At 61.8% G+C, this 18,341-nt stretch carries 13 protein-coding genes; 3 read left to right on the top strand and 10 right to left on the bottom strand.

Going from position 1 to position 18,341, the window contains the following annotated elements:
* Positions 1–43 precede the first annotated feature (43 nt).
* The 4 genes from SB765_RS08880 to SB765_RS08865 all read right to left on the bottom strand — a co-directional run bounded on the left by SB765_RS08880 (position 44) and on the right by SB765_RS08865 (position 3,253).
* Positions 44–778, bottom strand: coding sequence for an amino acid ABC transporter ATP-binding protein (locus tag SB765_RS08880; RefSeq protein WP_016498201.1), 735 nt, complete (start codon positions 776–778; stop codon positions 44–46).
* Positions 775–1,446 carry an amino acid ABC transporter permease gene (locus tag SB765_RS08875; RefSeq protein WP_284364132.1) on the bottom strand — a complete coding sequence of 224 codons (672 nt, stop codon included), beginning with the start codon at positions 1,444–1,446 and terminating at the stop codon, positions 775–777. Before SB765_RS08875 ends, SB765_RS08880 begins: the two co-directional genes overlap by 4 nt.
* Complete coding sequence (locus tag SB765_RS08870) at positions 1,447–2,193, bottom strand: amino acid ABC transporter permease (protein WP_016488794.1); 747 nt, start codon at positions 2,191–2,193, stop codon at positions 1,447–1,449.
* Positions 2,194–2,335: 142 nt separating this feature from the next.
* Positions 2,336–3,253, bottom strand: a complete 918-nt coding sequence (locus SB765_RS08865; protein ID WP_049276558.1) for a glutamate/aspartate ABC transporter substrate-binding protein — start codon at positions 3,251–3,253, stop codon at positions 2,336–2,338.
* A gap of 335 nt (positions 3,254–3,588) precedes the next feature.
* On the opposite strand from SB765_RS08865, the gene SB765_RS08860 reads away from it, so the two are divergent.
* On the top strand, positions 3,589–7,911 hold the full coding sequence (locus SB765_RS08860; protein WP_410931209.1) for an NEL-type E3 ubiquitin ligase domain-containing protein: 4,323 nt from the start codon (positions 3,589–3,591) through the stop codon (positions 7,909–7,911).
* 27 nt (positions 7,912–7,938) lie between these two features.
* On the opposite strand, the gene glpD is transcribed toward SB765_RS08860, so the two are convergent.
* The 4 genes from glpD to SB765_RS08840 all read right to left on the bottom strand — a co-directional run bounded on the left by glpD (position 7,939) and on the right by SB765_RS08840 (position 12,936).
* Positions 7,939–9,477, bottom strand: coding sequence for a glycerol-3-phosphate dehydrogenase (glpD, locus tag SB765_RS08855; RefSeq protein ID WP_410910949.1), 1,539 nt, complete (start codon positions 9,475–9,477; stop codon positions 7,939–7,941).
* A gap of 199 nt (positions 9,478–9,676) precedes the next feature.
* Entirely contained in the window at positions 9,677–10,432 is a 756-nt protein-coding gene (glpR, locus tag SB765_RS08850) for a DNA-binding transcriptional repressor GlpR (protein WP_410931208.1), read from the bottom strand.
* 101 nt (positions 10,433–10,533) lie between these two features.
* The gene (gene glpK / locus SB765_RS08845; RefSeq protein ID WP_341796625.1) at positions 10,534–12,033 is read right to left on the bottom strand and encodes a glycerol kinase GlpK; all 1,500 of its coding nucleotides are present in this window, start codon (positions 12,031–12,033) and stop codon (positions 10,534–10,536) included.
* A 51-nt stretch (positions 12,034–12,084) separates the two neighbouring features.
* A complete protein-coding gene (locus tag SB765_RS08840; RefSeq protein ID WP_016498207.1) occupies positions 12,085–12,936 on the bottom strand; it encodes an MIP/aquaporin family protein in 852 nt (283 codons plus the stop codon).
* 303 nt (positions 12,937–13,239) lie between these two features.
* Here SB765_RS08840 and ybaK point away from each other — a divergent pair, with 303 nt between their 5' ends.
* A complete protein-coding gene (gene ybaK / locus SB765_RS08835; protein WP_012273891.1) occupies positions 13,240–13,710 on the top strand; it encodes a Cys-tRNA(Pro) deacylase in 471 nt (156 codons plus the stop codon).
* Positions 13,711–13,758: 48 nt separating this feature from the next.
* On the opposite strand, the gene SB765_RS08830 is transcribed toward ybaK, so the two are convergent.
* Positions 13,759–14,868 (bottom strand): ABC transporter ATP-binding protein, encoded by a 1,110-nt coding sequence (locus tag SB765_RS08830; RefSeq protein ID WP_016498208.1) that lies wholly within the window; start codon positions 14,866–14,868, stop codon positions 13,759–13,761.
* A complete protein-coding gene (argF, locus tag SB765_RS08825; protein WP_016498209.1) occupies positions 14,865–15,785 on the bottom strand; it encodes an ornithine carbamoyltransferase in 921 nt (306 codons plus the stop codon). The genes SB765_RS08830 and argF overlap by 4 nt, the downstream gene beginning before the upstream one ends.
* 374 nt (positions 15,786–16,159) lie before the next feature.
* On the opposite strand from argF, the gene SB765_RS08820 reads away from it, so the two are divergent.
* On the top strand, positions 16,160–18,268 hold the full coding sequence (locus SB765_RS08820; protein WP_410931288.1) for a molybdopterin-dependent oxidoreductase: 2,109 nt from the start codon (positions 16,160–16,162) through the stop codon (positions 18,266–18,268).
* Positions 18,269–18,341 lie beyond the last annotated feature (73 nt).

The raw sequence follows: 18,341 nt of genomic DNA, 5'->3' as shown, positions 1-18,341 counted from the left end.
CCGCTGCCCGGTGGGTCCCGTGGCAGCGGATGCTGTGGCCGGATCAGTGCTGCAGGATCTTGCTGAGGAAGTGCTGGGTGCGCTGGTCGCGGGCACTCTGATCGCCGAAGAACTCTTCCTTGGTGCAGTCTTCGATGATGCTGCCCTTGTCCATGAAGATGACCCGGTTGGCGACCTTGCGGGCAAAGCCCATTTCATGGGTCACGCACATCATGGTCATGCCTTCGTGGGCCAGTTGCACCATTACGTCCAGCACCTCGCTGACCATTTCCGGGTCCAGTGCCGAGGTGGGTTCGTCGAACAGCATGACGATCGGGTCCATTGACAGCGCACGGGCGATGGCCACTCGCTGCTGCTGGCCGCCGGAAAGCTGGCCAGGGTGCTTGTGCGCATGCGCTGACAAGCCCACCCGCTCAAGCAGGGCGAGGCCCTTCTTGGTGGCTTCTTCCTTGCTCCGGCCCAGTACCTTGATCTGCGCGATGGTCAGGTTCTCGGTGATGGTCAGGTGCGGGAACAGTTCGAAGTGCTGGAACACCATGCCCACCCGCGAACGCAGCTTCGGCAGGTTGGTTTTCGGGTCGGAGATCGACGTGCCGTCGACCACGATGTCGCCCTTCTGGAACGGCTCCAGCGCGTTGACGCATTTGATCAGGGTGGACTTGCCCGAGCCCGACGGGCCGCAGACTACCACCACTTCACCTTTCTTGACCTCGGTGTTGCAATCGGTCAGTACCTGGAAGTCGCCGTACCACTTGTTGACGTTCTTGATGGAAATCATACGGTGATCCTTTTTTGCAGGCGCTTGACCAGCCACGAAGCGGAGAAGCTGATGATGAAGTAGACGACGCCGGCGAAGATCAGGAACTCATGGGAGCGCCCGATGATATCGCCGTTGGAACGTGCCGAGTTGAGGAAGTCCACCAGGCCCACGGTGTACACCAGCGAGGTGTCCTGGAACAGGATGATGCTTTGCTGCAGCAGCAGCGGGGTCATCTTGCGGAAGGCCTGGGGCAGGATGATCAGGCGCATGGTTTGCGCGTAGTTCATGCCCAGCGCCTGCGCGGCGCCCATCTGGCCTTTGGAAATCGACTGCACGCCAGCACGCACGATTTCGCAGAAGTACGCGGCCTCGAACATCATGAAGGCCACCACGCAAGACGTGAACGCACCCACTGGCGTGTCTTCGCCGGTAATCCAGCGCAGCACGAACGGCACCGCCAGGTAGAACCAGGTAATTACAAGCAGCAGCGGGATCGAGCGGAAGTAGTTGACGTAGGCCCCTGCCACACGTGACAGCAGCTTGCTCGACGACAGGCGCATCAGGGCCAGGAGGGTGCCCAGTGCAATACCACCGACAACGCCCATGACCATCAGCTGCAGGGTCATGACCATGCCTTCCCACAGGGCAGGCAGGGCCGGGATGATTTCGCTGAAATCCATGTCCATTTACTTGCCCCCCACGGAAATCAGGCCAGGCACGGCGACTTTCTTCTCGACCATGCGCATCAGCAGCATCAGGCCCATGTTCAGGGTGAAGTAGATCAGCGTGGCCAGGGTGAACGCCTCGAACAGGTTGGCGGAGAACTCGGCGGTCTGCTTGGTCTGCGCCAGCAGCTCCATCAGGCCGATCAGCGACGCCACCGAGGAGTTCTTGAAGACGTTGAGGAACTCGGAGGTGAGCGGCGGAATGATGATCCGGTAAGCCTGCGGCAGCAGCACGTTGTTATAGATTTGCGGGAGGCTGAACCCCATGGCACGCGCGGCGGCTTCCTGGCCTTTGGGCAGCGCCTGAATACCGGTACGCACCTGTTCGCAGACGCGGGCGGCGGTGAACAGGCCCAGGCAGACGACCACGCTGATCAGCGCCGAGGTGGTCGGGTTGAGGTCCTGCTTGAACCATTCCTGCAAGCCTTCCGGCAGCAGGTCCGGTACCAGGAAGTACCAGATGAACAGCTGCACCAGCAGTGGCACGTTGCGGAACAGTTCCACGTAGGCGGTAGCGATGCCCGATACCAGGCGGTTCGGCACGGTACGCATGACACCGAGGAGTGACCCCAGCAGCAGCGCAATGATCCAGGCGGTGATGGCGATGGCGATGGTCCAGCCCAGGCCGGTGATGTACCAGTCCAGATAGGTTTCGCTGCCCACGCCGGTGGACTTGAAGAACACGCCCCAGTCCCAGTTGTAATTCATCGGGATTTCCCCTCAGACGGTTGTTTCACGGGCACCTTCGAGCATCCGGGGGCGCTTGGCGCCCTCGGATGAAAGGTTAGACACTAATGAGTGGCCTGCAGAATTGATTCGTGCTGTTGAGCACCAGGCCACTATCTGAGGATCAGGACTTCTTCTCGTCCGCAGCCTTGTCGGTCGGCTCGGCGATCAGCTTTTTCAGCTCGTCGCTCATCGGGAACTGCAGGTTCAGGCCTTTTGGCGGGATCGGCTGATTGAACCACTTGTCGTAGCTCTTGTTGACCTCGCCCGACTTGAAGTAGCCCACGATGGCGTCATCGACCGCTTTCTTGAACGCAGCATCTTCCTTGCGCACCATGCAGCCGTAGATTTCGTACGATTGCGGGGTACCGGTGATGACCCAGTCGGATGGCTTGCGCGCCTTGGCCATTTCACCGGCCAACAGCGCGTCGTCCATCATGAAGGCCACGGCGCGGCCGCTTTCGAGCATGTTGAAGGCTTCACCGTGGTCCTTGGCGGAAATCACGTTCATCTTCATCTGCTTGTCGGCGTTCATCGCCTTGAGGATGCGCTCGGAGGTGGTACCGGCGGTGGTCACCACGTTCTTGCCGGCCAGGTCCGGGAAGTCTTTGTATGCAGGCGCACCGTCCTTGACCTTGGTCAACAGGCGGGTGCCGACTTCGAAGATGCCGACCGAGAAACCGACTTGCTGCTGGCGCTCGACGTTGTTGGTGGTGGAACCGCACTCAAGGTCGACGGTGCCGTTCTGCACCAGCGGGATGCGGGTCTGGGAGGTGACCAGGTTGTAACGGACCTTGATGTCCGTACCCAGTTGCTTCTTCAGGGCGTCGACGACAGCCAGCTGGATGTCATGCGAGTAGCCCACGGGCTCGGGTTTGCCGGCCAGGTAGGAAAACGGGATGGAGGAGTCGCGGTGGCCCAGGGTGATGGTGCCCGATTCCTTGATCTTCTTCAGGGTGCCAGTCAGTTCTTCGGCCATGGCCGGCGAAGCGATCACAGCGGCCGCGATGGCGGCGCCCAGCAATTGACGAACGATACGCATCAAATTTTCCTCGACGTGTTTGTTTTTTTTATGGAGCCGTTGGCGGACTCTTTCGTTCAACGAATACAGCAAGAAGCGAGTGCATTCGGCTTCCAAGTGTAGAGCATGACTCGTGCCAAGCCATGCGTCGACCCTAAACCACCTGTATTGCTCGCGCTTGACAGACTAGAGCTCCCTGCAGAGTTCGTTTGACCGAATGAATTCATTTTTACCGTTCGGTTATCCGAACGTATGGTGCTGCGACACCTTCCATGAAAGTGCTTGCTGTAACTATGCATTGCCCGGTTCGGGCTCAGGCGTGGTGAGCTGTCCACTTTGCCTGGAGAGCTCCGCAGATGTCACCGCCCCAGCCCCCGCACGATTCCATCGATAGCCTGATTGCCCAAAACCTGCCCCGATGGCTCGTCGATCATGCGCAACCGGAAAGGCTCGATGCGTTACGTAGTGCTTTGCGCCGACAGGCGAACTGCGAGGCTCGGCTCGGCCCGATCCTTCAGGCCATCCCTTCACTGCAGGACTACGCAGCTGAATTGCTCACAACCAAACTGCGCAAGAGCGGCATCAGCAACCCGGATGTGACTGGTTGCAAGGTGCGGATCTCGCAGCGGTTATTGCTGCCCAGCGCTTCGCCTGTTCTGCTGCGGCCAACCTATGTTCGTCGCTCCGGGCGATCTTTGCTGGCGGCGGCGCTGCATAACTATCATCGCAAGGAGACGCGCCCCGGGCACATGCTCAAGGGTGAACTGGTCGATGGCGACGGCAAACGCCTGCCAATGAGCTTCCATGCGTTTGCCTCGGCGTGTCGTGAAATAGATGCCGGTGGCAAGTATCAGGCGTTGCTCACCCAGCACCTGCAGCCTGAGGATGGCCCCCAGGATGAGCCGGGCCAGGCCATCGCTCGCTTGCACGGGCAGTTCGAGGGGAGTTTCAGGGCCAATTTCGAGGTGGCGATGCGGGTTGCTGCGTTCAAAGGCGAAATTGACGAGCGCACGTATTGGTTGCTGTTGCCCCTTATCGCCGAAAAACCGGTGGTGCCTGTGCTGGTTGGCACTGTTGTACCCCGACAGTTGTACCTGCTGGGCCGCCCCATTCAAGGTGTACTGACGCTGGAAATGCGCCCTTCGGCGGATGGCGCAGTAGAGTCGGTGGTGCTTTGGATACCCGGTGACCCACTTGAGCCTGTCTCCCAACACGTCAGCTGGGACGCACTCGACACCTACCTCGGAAAACGTTTTCGCAAGCCGGCATATCGGCGCTTTTTCGCACGCTTCATTACCGAGCGAGAGCGGGTCAATTTCTATCGCGTATTGAACGAACGGGTCGCACAGGCGCATGCGGCCGGGGTTGAACTTGACGCTCGTTCTGCAACGATCACTGATGCGCCGTTCGCACACCTGCGCCGGCAATTCATCGCCAAGGTCAGGGACGACGCCAAAGTGCTCGCCGTGCCCACCGATGTCGAGGATGATGAAGACCGCGAAGCGCGCATGCGGGGCTACAAAGAACTGGGTATGGACTTGCTGAACGTGGCGGGGTTCTTCGTGCCAGTGCTGGGTGAAGTGTTGCTGGTGGCCAATGCGGTACAGCTGGCTGATGAAGTGTATGAAGGGTACCAAGATTGGCGCATCGGGGATCGCGAAGGGGCGTTGAACCACCTGTTCGACGTTGCCGAAAACGTTGTGGTAGGCGGGATGATCGCCGCCGGCAGCCACATCGCCCTGCGCGCCCTGGAGCGTGTGGCCTTCGTGGATGACTTGGCGCCGGTGCGCCACGCTGCTGGCAAGGTCAAGCTCATGGCCACGGATCTGTCAGGTTACGATGCCCAACCGTTGCGTGGCGTCGGCGCGCAGGAATGGCTCTGGCACCTTGATGAGGGGGGTTACAGGGTGATGGAGGATCCGCACGATGGCCGCTCCAGGATCCTGCACCCTCGCCGTCCCAGTGCCTACCGGCCGGTGATCGAACAGAACGGAGCCGGCGGCTGGCGTCATGAACTCGAAGCTCCCCAGAGCTGGGAAGGGCGGGCCAATCTGGTCCGCCGCTTGAGTACACCGCTGGCAGAGCTACCGGCGCAGGCTTGTGATTACCTGCTGCAGGTGACTGGGCTGAGTGAAGCACAGGTTCGCCGTTTGCATGTCGAACACACGGGCGCACCTGCACGGTTGCTCGATGCCCTGGAGCTTTATCAGGCACATGAGCGCCACCCGGACTTCAGCGCACCACAACTGGCGCAACACGTTGCTGCCCGGCAAGTACGGCCCAACGGCATCGAGCGGCTGTTGCAGCGTACTTTCCCAGGCCTGTCGGCACGCTGTACGCATGAGCTGCTGCAGCACTGCAGCGGGGCGCAGCTCGATACTCTCAGCGCCATGCAGCGGATTCCTTTGGCGGTGGCCGAGCGTGCACGGTGGTCACTGCGCGAGAGCCGTCTGGACAGGGCATGCGCTGGCTTGCGTCTGCCGCGTTGCGTCAATCCCGACACTGAACGCCTGGCCTTGGGCTTACTGAAGCGTCAAGTGAATTGGCCGGACGACTTACGCATCGAAGTGCGCGACGGTAGCCCGGGTGGGCGGTACTTGGCCGGCATGGGCGCCGAGGCTGCGCAGGACGTACGGTGTATCGTACGCCGCAGCGACGGCTACCACTATGCCGGCCAAAACACGACCGGTTCATATCTTGCGGCGTTGTTGGCTGCTCTGGATGAGACGCAGACAGCCGATCTTGGCGACGCAGCTGCCAGTCCTGACGCCTTGGGCACGTTGCTGATCGAGGCCGCTGCCAGCGACCGTACCCAGGCGGCCGAGCTCTGTGGCATGCCCCGGCTGGGCGTGGGCCTGCGCCCCCCGGGCCGTTTGGGGGATGGGCGTATCGGTTATGTCTTGAGTGGGCGAGGTGAAAGCAGCCGACGTGCCATTGGCCGGGGTATTCACCAAGTGTTTCCGACAATGACTGACGGGGAACTGCAAGCCTACCTGCTCGACCTCATGGAACGGCGGGTCGGGTTGTGGGAGCACTATGGCCAGCTCATGGATCAGCTCACGCGCCTGCGTGAAGGCCTGCGTCAGTGGCGTAGGGACGCCAGTAACCCGCTGGAGGTTCTACGCCGCCGCCGGGTCGCTACTGCCATAAGGCGCAGTTGGCGGCGCAAGATAACCGACGAGGCCGGGGACCACGCGCTGATCATCACCGGGGAGCGTATCGGTAGCCTGCCCCATTTACCGGAGGGGGTGAGCTTTGTTCATGTGCGACGGCTGATCCTCAGCGACCTGGGCCTTGGTGAAATCAATCAGGATTTTCTTCGGCGCTTTCCCAATCTGGTTGAGCTCGACCTGTCCGGCAATCGCTTGACTGCTGTTCCTCAGGGCATTGAACGGTTGTCCCATCTGCGCCATTTGAACCTGAGCCGCAACAGGCTGGTGATGGACGAGGCCGGTGAATTGCGTCTGGCCGGGAGTGCCGCCCTGCGGCACCTGGACCTGAGCCACAACCCGCTGGGAAGGGCGCCGGTCCTCACTCGCCTCGGCAATCTGCGTGAAGTCAACCTGCGCGCTGCGAACCTGGAAGCGTTGCCTGAGCGGATTTCGTTTCGTGCCCATGTGGACTTGCGTAACAACAACATCCGCGCACTGCGCCAGGAGTTGCACCAGTTGCGCTTGCAGGTGAACCATTTGTCCTTGCATGACAATCCACTGAGCGAAGCTGACAGATTGCTGCTGGATGAGGCGCGCGGTGTGACGCCGGGAAGTTGGGGGTCAGCGTCCGCGCGCCACCGTGCAATCGACAGCGATCTCTTCGACAACTGGGCCAACCGTGCAGGCGACAGTGAACGTGATCGCCAGCAAGCAATATGGACAGCGCTGCGTGGGGAACCGGAGTCGGGAGGGTTGTTCCAGTTTTTGGCGGACTTCGCCATTACCGAGGACTTCGAACAGCACCCTGGGCATTATCGCAGCCGGATCTGGCGGATTCTGGAAGCATGCGAACAGCACGAACGGTTGCGCCAACAGTTGTTTCTCGAGGCCTCTGGCCCACGCAGCTGTATAGACCGGTTACTGATTTTGCTGGAGCAGATGGAGCTTGGCGTTCTGGTAGTGCGTGCCGTCGAAGATAGCCATGGCAACCAGATCGAAGCCCGTTTGCTGAACCTTGGGCGCGGGTTGTTTCGACTGGACGAGGTCGACCGCCTGGCGACGCTGCACGTGCAGCGCATGCGTGCCGAGCACGCCCCACTCATCGATGAGATCGAGACCAGGCTTTTCTATCGGCAGCGGCTGGCCCACCCGCTGGGCCTGCCCATCGAGATCGACGAAATGCATTTTCCCGGTTTTGCAAACATCAGCACCAGTGACCTGCTGCGAGCGCAGGACACGGTGTTGCAGAATGAAACGACCGATGCCTTGATTGCAGCGTTGGCGCAGCGGCCTTTCTGGGGGCGATACGCGCGGGAGTTTTATGCGCAGCGCTTTGAAGACTTGGTGCAACCACTGCACGAGCGCATGGAGGCCTTGCAGGCTCAGGTGGATGAACAAGTGATCAACGAAAGCGAATTCCTTCAGCGCTGTGAAGCACTGAGGACTGATTACGATCGCAGCGAGCGGGCATTGCTGTTGCGGTTGGCGCGCGAAGCCCATGAGCGCTGGCCGGGTAAGCCCTCTTGACCCATCAAGAGGGCTTCATGGTCACTGTCAGGCTGCGCGGCTATTGGCGCGCAGCTTGCGGGCTTGCTGCAAGTACGCCTCCAGAGCCATCTGCTCCTGCGCGGTCAGCGACAGGCCCAGCTTGGTACGACGCCAGAGGATATCAGCGGCTTGCACGGCCCATTCTTCCTTCAGCAGGTAATCTACCTCGCGGGTGAACAGCCCGGCCCCGATAGCCTGTCCCAACCCCTCGGGCCCATCAATGCCATCGAGCAGCCGCCACACCCGGCTGCCGTAGGTGAGCACCCAGCGTTTGGCGATGTCGGCAGGCAGCCAGCCACAACGTGCCAGTACGGCATCGATCAGCGCCGGCACCGTGGTCATCCCCTCGGCGCCTGGCAGTGGCGCGTCGGCAGTCCAGCTGCCGCGCATCTGGGTAAAGAAGGGCTTCAGTTCAGCCATGGCCGATTCGGCCAGCTTGCGGTAGGTGGTGAGCTTGCCGCCGAACACTGACAGGAGCGGCGCCTGGCCTGTTTGTGCGGAGAGGGCGAGGGTGTAGTCGCGGGTCACTGCCGAAGGGTTGTCCGACTCATCGTTGCACAACGGCCGCACCCCGGAGTAGGTATGCAGGATGTCGGCTTGGCTCAGTTGATGGTTGAAGTGCTCGTTGACGACCTTCAGCAGGTAGTCGGTTTCCTGCTCAGTGATCGCTACCTTGGCAGGGTCGCCGCTGTACTCGCGGTCAGTGGTGCCTATCAGGGTGAAGCGGTCCAGGTAAGGGATGCAGAAGACGATGCGCTGGTCTTCGTTCTGCAGGATGAAGGCATGTTCCCCTTCGTACAGGCGCGGCACGATGAGGTGGCTGCCCTGGATCAGGCGGATGCCGTACGGCGCATCCAGCTTGAGGTCGTCCTTGATGAAGCTGGCGACCCACGGGCCAGCGGCGTTGACCAGTGCGCGGGCGCGAATGCTCTGCAGGCTGCCATCGGCATGCTGCAACTCGACCTGCCACAGGCCGTCCACGCGCTCTGCGCGCAGGCAGCGGGTGCGGGTGTGGATGTGCGCGCCGTGCTCACGGGCGGCCATGGCATTGAGCACCACCAGCCGCGCGTCGTCTACCGCGCAGTCGGCGTATTCGAAACCGCGCGTGATCGCTGGCTTTAGCGGGTAACCCGGGCCAAAGCGCAGGCTGCGCGAGGCACCCAGGCGCTTGCGTTTGCCCAGATGGTCATACAGGAACAGGCCGGCGCGGATCATCCACGCCGGGCGCAGGTGTGGGCGGTGCGGCAGCACGAAACGCATCGGTTTGACGATATGCGGCGCCTTGGCTAGCAGCACTTCGCGTTCGGCCAAGGCTTCGCGTACCAGACGGAATTCGTAGTGTTCAAGGTAGCGCAGGCCACCGTGAATCAGCTTGCTGCTGGCTGATGACGTGTGCTGGGCCAGGTCGTCCTTTTCGCAAAGGAATACTTTCAGACCCCGCCCGGCGGCGTCGGCAGCGATGCCCACGCCATTGATGCCACCGCCGATCACGGCGAGGTCATAGCAGTCGGCAAGTGGTGGCTGTGACGAAACGGGCTGGGACACGGGCAAGGCCTCCTGGGAGCTGTTCACATCGAAAGTGAACATTAATGTTCGTTTGCGAAAATACTAGCGCAACAGAACGCCCGTAGCCAGCCAGTCTTTATAGAAAAAACTGATCAGATGACAATAAAGTGAACATTTTCGAAAATTTCGGCTGGGCGGTCTGTATGCCACACCGGTTGCGGCAAGCACCCGCCACCCTCTAAACCACGTCGAGGCGGATCTTGTAGTGGTTCAGCAACTGAGTGAGGGTGGGGGTAGGCGCCTGATCGGTCACCAGGCAGTCGACCAGGCTGATCGAGCCCAGGCGCACCATGGCGTTGCGCCCGAACTTGCTGGAGTCGGCGGCAAGGATCACCTGCCGGGCATTGGCGATGATCGCCTGGGATACCCGTACTTCCTGGTAGTCGAAGTCGAGCAGGCTGCCGTCCTCGTCGATGCCGCTGATACCCACCAGGGCGAAATCGACCTTGAACTGGTTGATGAAGTCGACACTGGCCTGGCCCACCACTCCACCATCCCGGCGCACCGTGCCACCGGCCACCAGCACTTCGAAATCGTCCTTGGCAGCCAGGATCGCCGCCACGTGCAAGTTGTTGGTGATGACCTTCAGGTGGTTGTGGTTGAGCAGTGCGCGGGCGATGGATTCGGTAGTGGTGCCGATGTTGATGAACACCGAGGCATGGTCGGGAATCTGCCGGGCCACGGCGTCAGCGATACGCTGCTTTTCATCGCGCATCTGGTCGGCACGCATGGCGTAGGCCGTATTCTCGATACTCGAGTCATAGGCCGCGCCACCGTGGTAGCGGCGAAGCAGGTTGAGCTCGGCAAGCTGGTTGATATCTCGACGGATGGTCTGCGGCGTCACGACGAACAGCTGCGCCATTTCTTCGATACTGACGTAACCGCGCTCGCGCACCAGTTCGAGGATTTGTTGTTGGCGGGGGGGCAGATTCATGGGCGGTCCTTTGGGGCAGCCGGACAAATTCTGCAATGATGCCGTAGGAAGGGGATGACGGCCAGTGGACGATTGGGGCCGCGTGGCGGCCCCAATGTGTTTTACGCCTCGTGCTCTTCCCAGTCACGGGTACGTTCGACGGCTTTCTTCCAGCCGGCATACAGCTTCTCTTTCTGCGTTTCATCCAGCTGCGGGCTGAACTCGCGCTCGATGATTGCCTTGTCGCGCAGTTCGTCCAGGCCGCTCCAGAAGCCGCAAGCCAGGCCGGCCAGGTAGGCGGCGCCCAGGGCTGTGGTTTCGCGCATTTGCGGGCGCTCCACGCACGTGCCGAGGATGTCGGCCTGGAACTGCATGAGGAAGTTGTTGGCCACTGCACCACCGTCCACACGCAATTCGGACAGGCGCTGGCCGCAGTCCTGCTGCATGGCATCGAGCACGTCGCGGGTCTGGTAGGCGATCGACTCCAGCGCGGCGCGGATGATGTGGTCCACCTTCACGCCACGGGTCAGGCCGAACAGCGCGCCACGGGCGTACGGGTCCCAGTACGGGGCACCCAGGCCGGTGAATGCCGGCACCAGATAGACGCCGTTGCTGTCCTTGACCTTGCTGGCGAAGTATTCGGTATCCAGGGCGTCGTTGACGATCTTCAGCTCGTCACGCAGCCATTGAACGGTGGAGCCACCGTTGAACACCGCGCCTTCCAGTGCATAGGCCACCTCGCCACGGGGGCCGCAGGCGATGGTGGTGAGCAGGCCATGGGACGATTTTACTGCCTGCTCGCCGGTGTTCATCAGCAGGAAGCAGCCGGTGCCGTAGGTGTTCTTGGCCTGGCCGGGTTCTACGCACATCTGGCCGAACAGTGCCGACTGTTGGTCACCTGCGATGCCAGCAATGGCAATGCCGCTTTTTGTCTGGCCGTACACTTCTGAAGAAGAGCGAACCTCGGGCAGCATCTGCCGCGGGATGCCGAGGATTTCCAGCAGCTTGTCGTCCCACTCCAGGCTATGGATGTTGAACATCAGCGTGCGCGAGGCATTGGTGTAGTCGGTGACGTGCACCTTGCCGCCCGAGAACTTCCAGATCAGCCAGGTATCGATGGTGCCGAACAACAGTTCGCCACGTTCGGCGCGTTCGCGGACGCCCTCGACGTTGTCGAGGATCCACTTCAGCTTGGTGCCGGAGAAGTACGGGTCGGTGACCAGGCCGGTGGTGTCGCGAATGTAGTCTTCATGGCCGTCGCGCTTGAGCTGGGCGCAGATCTCGGTGCTGCGGCGGCACTGCCAGACGATGGCATTGTAAACCGGGCGGCCGGTTTCCTTGTCCCACACCACAGTGGTTTCGCGTTGGTTGGTGATGCCGATTGCGGCTACCTGGGCATGGCTGATGCCTGCCTGTGCCAAGGCCTCGACCATGGTCGCGCTCTGCGTGGCGAAGATTTCCATCGGGTCGTGCTCGACCCAGCCCGCCTGCGGATAGTGCTGGGCGAACTCGCGCTGGGAGGTGCCCACCACATTGGCGTCGCGGTCGAAAATGATGGCACGCGAACTGGTGGTGCCCTGGTCCAGGGCGATGATGTAGTTCTTGTCCTGGGTGTCTGTCATGGTCGTAGGCCTTGCGAGAATAGGAGGTCAGGGCTGGGCATGTAGCCGGCATCAATTGGCTTGAGTATCGCCCTGGCGATTGTCATTTGTCTCAGGGTTCGCGGCAGCTGCCATTGGCAGGTTGCGGGCAATCAGGCCGCGATAGGTCGCGGCACCCAGGCAAGCGCCAAGGATCGGTGCAAACACCGGAACCAGGAAATACGGTATGTCCCGTCCGCCAGTGAAGGCGATTTCGCCCCAACCGGCCAGGAAAGTCATGAGTTTTGGCCCGAAATCGCGAGCAGGGTTCATGGCAAAGCCGGTCAGCGGGCCCATGGCGCTGCCAATCACCGCGATCAGCAGGCCGATCAGCAGCGGGGCCATGGCGCCGCGCGGCAGGCCGTTGTTGTCGTCGGTCAGGGCCATGATCACGGCCATCAGGATAGCCGTGATGACGACTTCAACCAGGAACGCCTGGCCGGTGGACAGCGAGGGATGTGGGTAGGTGGAGAACACCGAGGCCAGCTCCAGGCTGGCTTCGCTACCGCGCAACATGGCGTGGGCCTGTTCGAAATCGAAGAACAGGTTGCTGTACAGGGTGTAGACCAGCGCCGCGCCGCAGAACGCGCCGCATACCTGGGCCAGCATGTAGAAGGGCAGCTTGCGCTTGTCGAAACCGGCGAACAGGGTGAGGGCGATGCTCACTGCCGGGTTCAGGTGCGCGCCGGAAATGCCGGCAGTGAGGTAGATCGCCATGCTCACGCCGACGCCCCAGATGATGCTGATTTCCCACAGGCCGAAGCTGGCGCCGGCGACCTTGAGCGCGGCAACACAGCCGGTGCCGAAGAAAATGAGCAGGGCTGTGCCGAGAAACTCGGCCAGACATTGGCTGGACAGCGTGGGTTGGCGTAGAGCAGTCGTCATGTATGACCTCGTTTTTTTTGTTGTGAGGCGCGTGGCGCTCGACAGCAAAGCCCGGTGTCGATCCCCATTGACCCCGGGCAAATACAGGAAACGCACCTTAAAAGTGCGCCATTTGTTCAGAAGCGAAAAAATATAGACAAGAAACGCTGATGTCAAAGGTCGAAAGTGAACGACCAGTCACGAAATGGTCGCTAAAATTGGCTGCGAATCCGCGTACTAGAGGTGCGCCATTGCGGTGTGCTGGCTGCGCTGTGGGAATTGTCCTAAAGTAGCCGCCGAGCCGTCCCAGACCGGAGCCCTTGCATGACCCCCGCCTTAGACCTGTTGAAGAAGCATCGCGCCGAGCACCGTGTGCACAGTTATGAGCATGACCCCAAGTCGGCGTCCTACGGTCTGGAGGCGGCGGAAAAGCTCGGGCTCGACCCGCAGCAGGTGTTCAAGACCTTGCTGGCGAGCAGCGAGAAAGGGGAGTTGCTGGTGGCGGTGGTGCCGGTGGTGGGCACCCTGGACCTCAAGGCCCTGGCCCATGCTGCCGGGGTAAAGAAATGCGAAATGGCAGACCCGGCGGCGGCGCAGCGGGCTACGGGTTATCTGGTGGGGGGGATCAGCCCTTTGGGGCAGAAGAAGCGCTTGCGAACCTTCATTGATGAATCAGCGCAGAATTTTGCAACCATCCATGTCAGCGCTGGACGGCGTGGGCTGGAAGTGGAGTTGGCGGCGGCGGTGCTGGCCGAGCATACCCAGGGCAAGTTTGCCGGAATCGGCAGAGGCTGAGCCGGGCAAGCCCGCGAAGGGCCGCAAAGCGGCCCCACGGATCAGCAATCAGGTCGCGGAACTGTACCGACGCACGCCATTCTCCTGCCGCGGCAACTGCGCCGCAACGCTACCCGGCACCGGGAACAGCACCAGGTGATCGGCTTTCACCGCAATCCCCACATCTTCACCGACCTGAAGGTCGTTATGGCTAGGGAAGATCGCTTCCAGCTGGCTGCCAGTCGGCAGTTGCAGGCGGTACAGGGTCGATGCCCCCAGGAAGCTCTTGCCAACGATGTTCGCCTGTAGCGCGCTGCCCGGTGCATACACGATATCGTCGGGCCGCAGCAGCACGTCCACCGAACTGCCCGGTGCCATGATGTAGGCACGGTTGCCGCGCAGTTCACCCAGCTCGGTATTGACGGCCTCGTGGCTGCTCATCTGCCCACGGATGAAGTACCCCTGGCCAATGAAGCTGGCCACGAACGGCGTCTGTGGTTCGTGGTAAAGGTTGTAGGGCGTGTCCCACTGCTCCAGGCGGCCTTCCTTGAACACACCGACCTGATCGCTGACGGCAAAGGCTTCTTCCTGGTCATGGGTAACCAGGATGGCGCTGGTGCCACGGCTCTTGAGAATATCGCGAACCTCATGGCTCAGGCGCCGGCGCAACTCCACGTCAAGGTTGGAGAATGGCTCGTCGAGCAGCAGCAACTGCGGCTCCGGCGCCAGCGCACGGGCCAGGGCGACCCGTTGCTGCTGGCCGCCAGACAATTCGTGCGGGTAACGCCCGCCCAAACCGCCAAGCTTGACCAGTTCGAGCATCTCTTCGATGACGGCGGCCTGGCGTGGGTGCTTGGCGATGCCAAAGGCAATGTTCTGCGCCACGGTCAGGTGCGGGAACAGCGCATAGTCCTGGAACACCATGCCGATGCGGCGCTTTTCCGGGGCCAGGGTGAAGCCGGCGCGGGAGATGACCTCGCCGGCCAGCTGGATCTCGCCTTCGTGTACCGGTTCGAAACCGGCAATGGCGCGCAGCGTGGTGGTTTTCCCGCAACCGGATGAACCCAGCAGGCAACCGATGTCGCCTGCGTTCAGGTGCAGATTGAGGTTCTGGACGATGCGCTGGTCGCCGTAGCCGCAGGCGAGGTTGCGCAGGTTGAGCAGTAGGGGTTGACTCATGCGTGGTGGTAAGCCGGTTCTACAAGGAATTCGAGAAGCGCCTTCTGTGCATGCAGGCGGTTTTCAGCCTCGTCCCAGGCGACCGAACGTGGGTCGTCGAGCAGGTCCTGGCTGATTTCCTCGCCACGGTGGGCGGGCAGGCAGTGCATGAAGAGGACATCGGGTGCCGCCAGGTCGAGCAGTTCGCGGGTGACCTGGTAAGGCGCGAAATGCGCCAGGCGCCGTGCAGTTTCCTCCTCCTGACCCATGGAAGTCCAGACATCGGTGACCACCAGGTGTGCATCACGCACGGCTTCCTTGGCATCGCGGATGATCTGCACGCGGTCACCGCCCAGCGCCATGAAGCGCTGATCCGGCTCGTAGCCTTCGGGGCAGGCGATGCGCAGCTGGAAATCGAACTGCCTGGCGGCCTCGATATAGGAGTTGCACATGTTGAAACCGTCGCCGATCCAGGTCACGGTCTTGCCCTGGATCGAGCCGCGGTGCTCGAGGAAGGTCTGCATGTCAGCCAGCAGTTGGCACGGGTGCGACTCGTCGGACAGGCCGTTGATCACCGGCACGCGCGATTTGGCGGCGAATTCGGTCAGCGTGCTGTGGGCGTGGGTACGAATCATTACCACATCGACCATGCTCGACAGCACGATGGCGCTGTCACCGATCGGCTCGCCACGGCCCAGCTGGGTGTCGCGTGGCGACAGGAAGATGGCCTGGCCGCCCAGCTGGATCATGCCAGCCTCGAACGACACGCGGGTACGGGTCGAGGATTTCTCGAAGATCATGCCCAGCACGCGGTTCTTCAGAGGCTCGAACAGCACGCCTCGTTTGCGCAGGTCCTTCAGCTCGATGCCGCGGCGGATCACCCCGAGCAATTCGTCGGTGGTGAAGTCCAGCAGGGAGAGAAAGTGCCTAGCGCTCATGATTGACTACCTTATCTGCAACGGTATGCAGGTCGACCGTATGGTTTTTTTTGACAACGGGATTGACCTGCGGCGTAAGCCGCACGGGGCGGACGAAAATAGGGAAAGGCGCAATACTATAAGTAAATGTCGCCTGAAGCCAAGGGGGAACAGCGGCCTGATTGCAAAGGGTGTTGCAAAGGGTGTCTTCACCCGTCGGCCTGTGCTGTTTTTTATTTGCTACACGAGGTTGTACAGGGCTTGCTGGCAATTTGGCAAATGGCTGTCGCAAATCGTGTGCCTGATGTCGGTGGATTCACGAGGCGAAGGGCGCTGGCCGGGGGCAGGGGGCGGGCGCATAGTCAGTGTTCGACAACAACAAGGCAGAGGCGGCCATGACCAAGACCCTGCATCACCGTGCCTGTCACCTGTGCGAAGCAATCTGCGGGCTGAACATCGAAGTCAGCCATGAAGACGACGGGCGGGCGCTAATCAGCTCGATCAAAGGCGACCCCCAGGACCCGTTCAGCCGTGGCCACGTCTGCCCCAAGGCCGTGGCCTTGCAGGACATCCAGAACGACCCTGACCGCCTGCGCCAGCCCCACAAGCGGGTAGGGGAGCGTTGGCAGGCCATCGGCTGGGACGAGGCCTTTGCTCTGGCCGCGGATAAGTTGTGGGCGGTCCAGCAGGCCCACGGGCGCAATGCCGTGGCGGTCTACCAGGGCAACCCAAGCGTGCACAACTACGGTTTGATGACCCACAGCAACTACTTCCTCGGCTTGCTCAAGACACGCAACCGTTTCTCGGCCACCTCGGTGGACCAGCTGCCACAACACCTGGTCAGCCACCTGATGTACGGCCATGGCCTGCTGCTGCCGATTCCGGATATCGACCACGCCGACTTCATGCTGATTCTTGGCGGCAACCCGCTGGCCTCCAACGGCAGCATCATGACCGTGCCCGATGTGGAAAAGCGCCTCAAGGCCCTGCTTGGCCGGGGCGGGCGCCTGGTGGTGGTGGACCCTCGGCGCAGCGAAACGGCGGCCATGGCCGATACCCACCTGTTTATCCGTCCGGGTGGGGATGCAGCCTTGTTGTGCGGCATGCTCAACACCCTGTTCGAGGAGGGCCTGGCGCAAGGTTCGCACTTACCCATCAACGGCCTGCAGCAGGTGCGTGAGGCCCTTGCCCCCCTCAGCGCCGAAGCCATGAGCCCGCATTGCGGCATTGCCGCTACGCAGATCCGCCAGCTGGCACGGGACTTCGCTGCGGCAGAAAAGGCCGTGTGCTATGGCCGCATGGGCGTTTCCACCCAAACCTTCGGCACCCTCTGCCACTGGCTGGTGCAACTGATCAACCTGGTGACCGGCAACCTCGACCGTGAAGGCGGCGCTTTGTGTACCGAGCCCGCCGTCGACTTGGTGGCCACAACCTCGGGCGGCCATTTCAACGCCTGGCAGAGCCGGGTGTCGGGTTTGCCCGAGTACGGTGGCGAGCTGCCAGTGGCGGCCCTGGCCGAAGAGATGCTGACACCTGGCGAAGGGCAAGTACGCGCCTTGGTGACAGTGGCCGGCAACCCGGTGCTGTCCACGCCTAACGGTCGCCAGCTGGATGCGGCCCTGGAAGGCCTGGAATTCATGCTCAGCATCGACCTCTACATCAACGAAACCACTCGGCATGCCGACCTGATCCTGCCTTCCACCTCCTCGCTGGAAAACGACCACTACGACAGCACCTTCAACTTGCTGGCCGTGCGCAACGTCACCCGCTTCAACCGGGCGATCCTGGCCAAGCCTGACGGCGCGCTGCACGACTGGGAAATTTTCGTCGGCCTCGCCCAGGCGTTTGCCAGGCGTACCGAGCTTGAGTTGAAACCGACCTGGGCACCTGCGCAGATGATCGATCTGGCCTTGCGCAAGGGGCGCTATGGTGAAGCAACGCCTTGGCGGCTGTCACTGGCAACGCTGGATGAGCACCCACACGGGCTTGACCTCGGGCCATTACGCAGCAACCTCGCTGCGCGCCTGGCGACTACCAGCAAGGCTGTCGAAGCGGCACACCAGGTGTTGCTGGACGACCTTCACCGCCTGACGCAACTGGCACCGCCCGTACCGGGTGAGCTGCTGCTGATCGGCCGCCGCCATGTGCGCAGCAACAACTCATGGATGCACAATTTCCACCGCCTGGTGAAAGGCAAGCCTCGCCATCATCTGTTGATGCACCCGCAAGACCTGCAACAGCGACAGTTGCAGGACGGCCAGCGGGTGCGTATCCGCTCCCGCACGGGTGATCTCGAAGTCGAGGTGCAAGCCTGCGAGGACATGATGCCCGGTGTGGTCAGCCTGCCCCATGGCTTCGGTCACGGTCGTCAGGGCGTGCACATGCAGATCGCCCAGGCGCAGCCCGGGGTGAGCGCCAATGACCTGACCGACGAGCGCTTGCGGGACCAGGTTTCCGGCAACGCTGCGCTCAATGGCGTACCCGTGCAGGTGGAGGCCGCGTAAGGAACAGCAAGGCCGAGCACGCTGCTCGGCTTTCCGTTACAATGCGCCACCGTGCCGACAACAGCGTCGCAAA

Source organism: Pseudomonas sp. SIMBA_067, from assembly GCF_046534675.1.
GTDB classification, from domain to species: domain Bacteria; phylum Pseudomonadota; class Gammaproteobacteria; order Pseudomonadales; family Pseudomonadaceae; genus Aquipseudomonas; species Aquipseudomonas putida.
The sequence above is the reverse complement of the archived record's forward strand: the minus strand, read 5'-3'. Positions and strand labels throughout refer to the sequence as shown.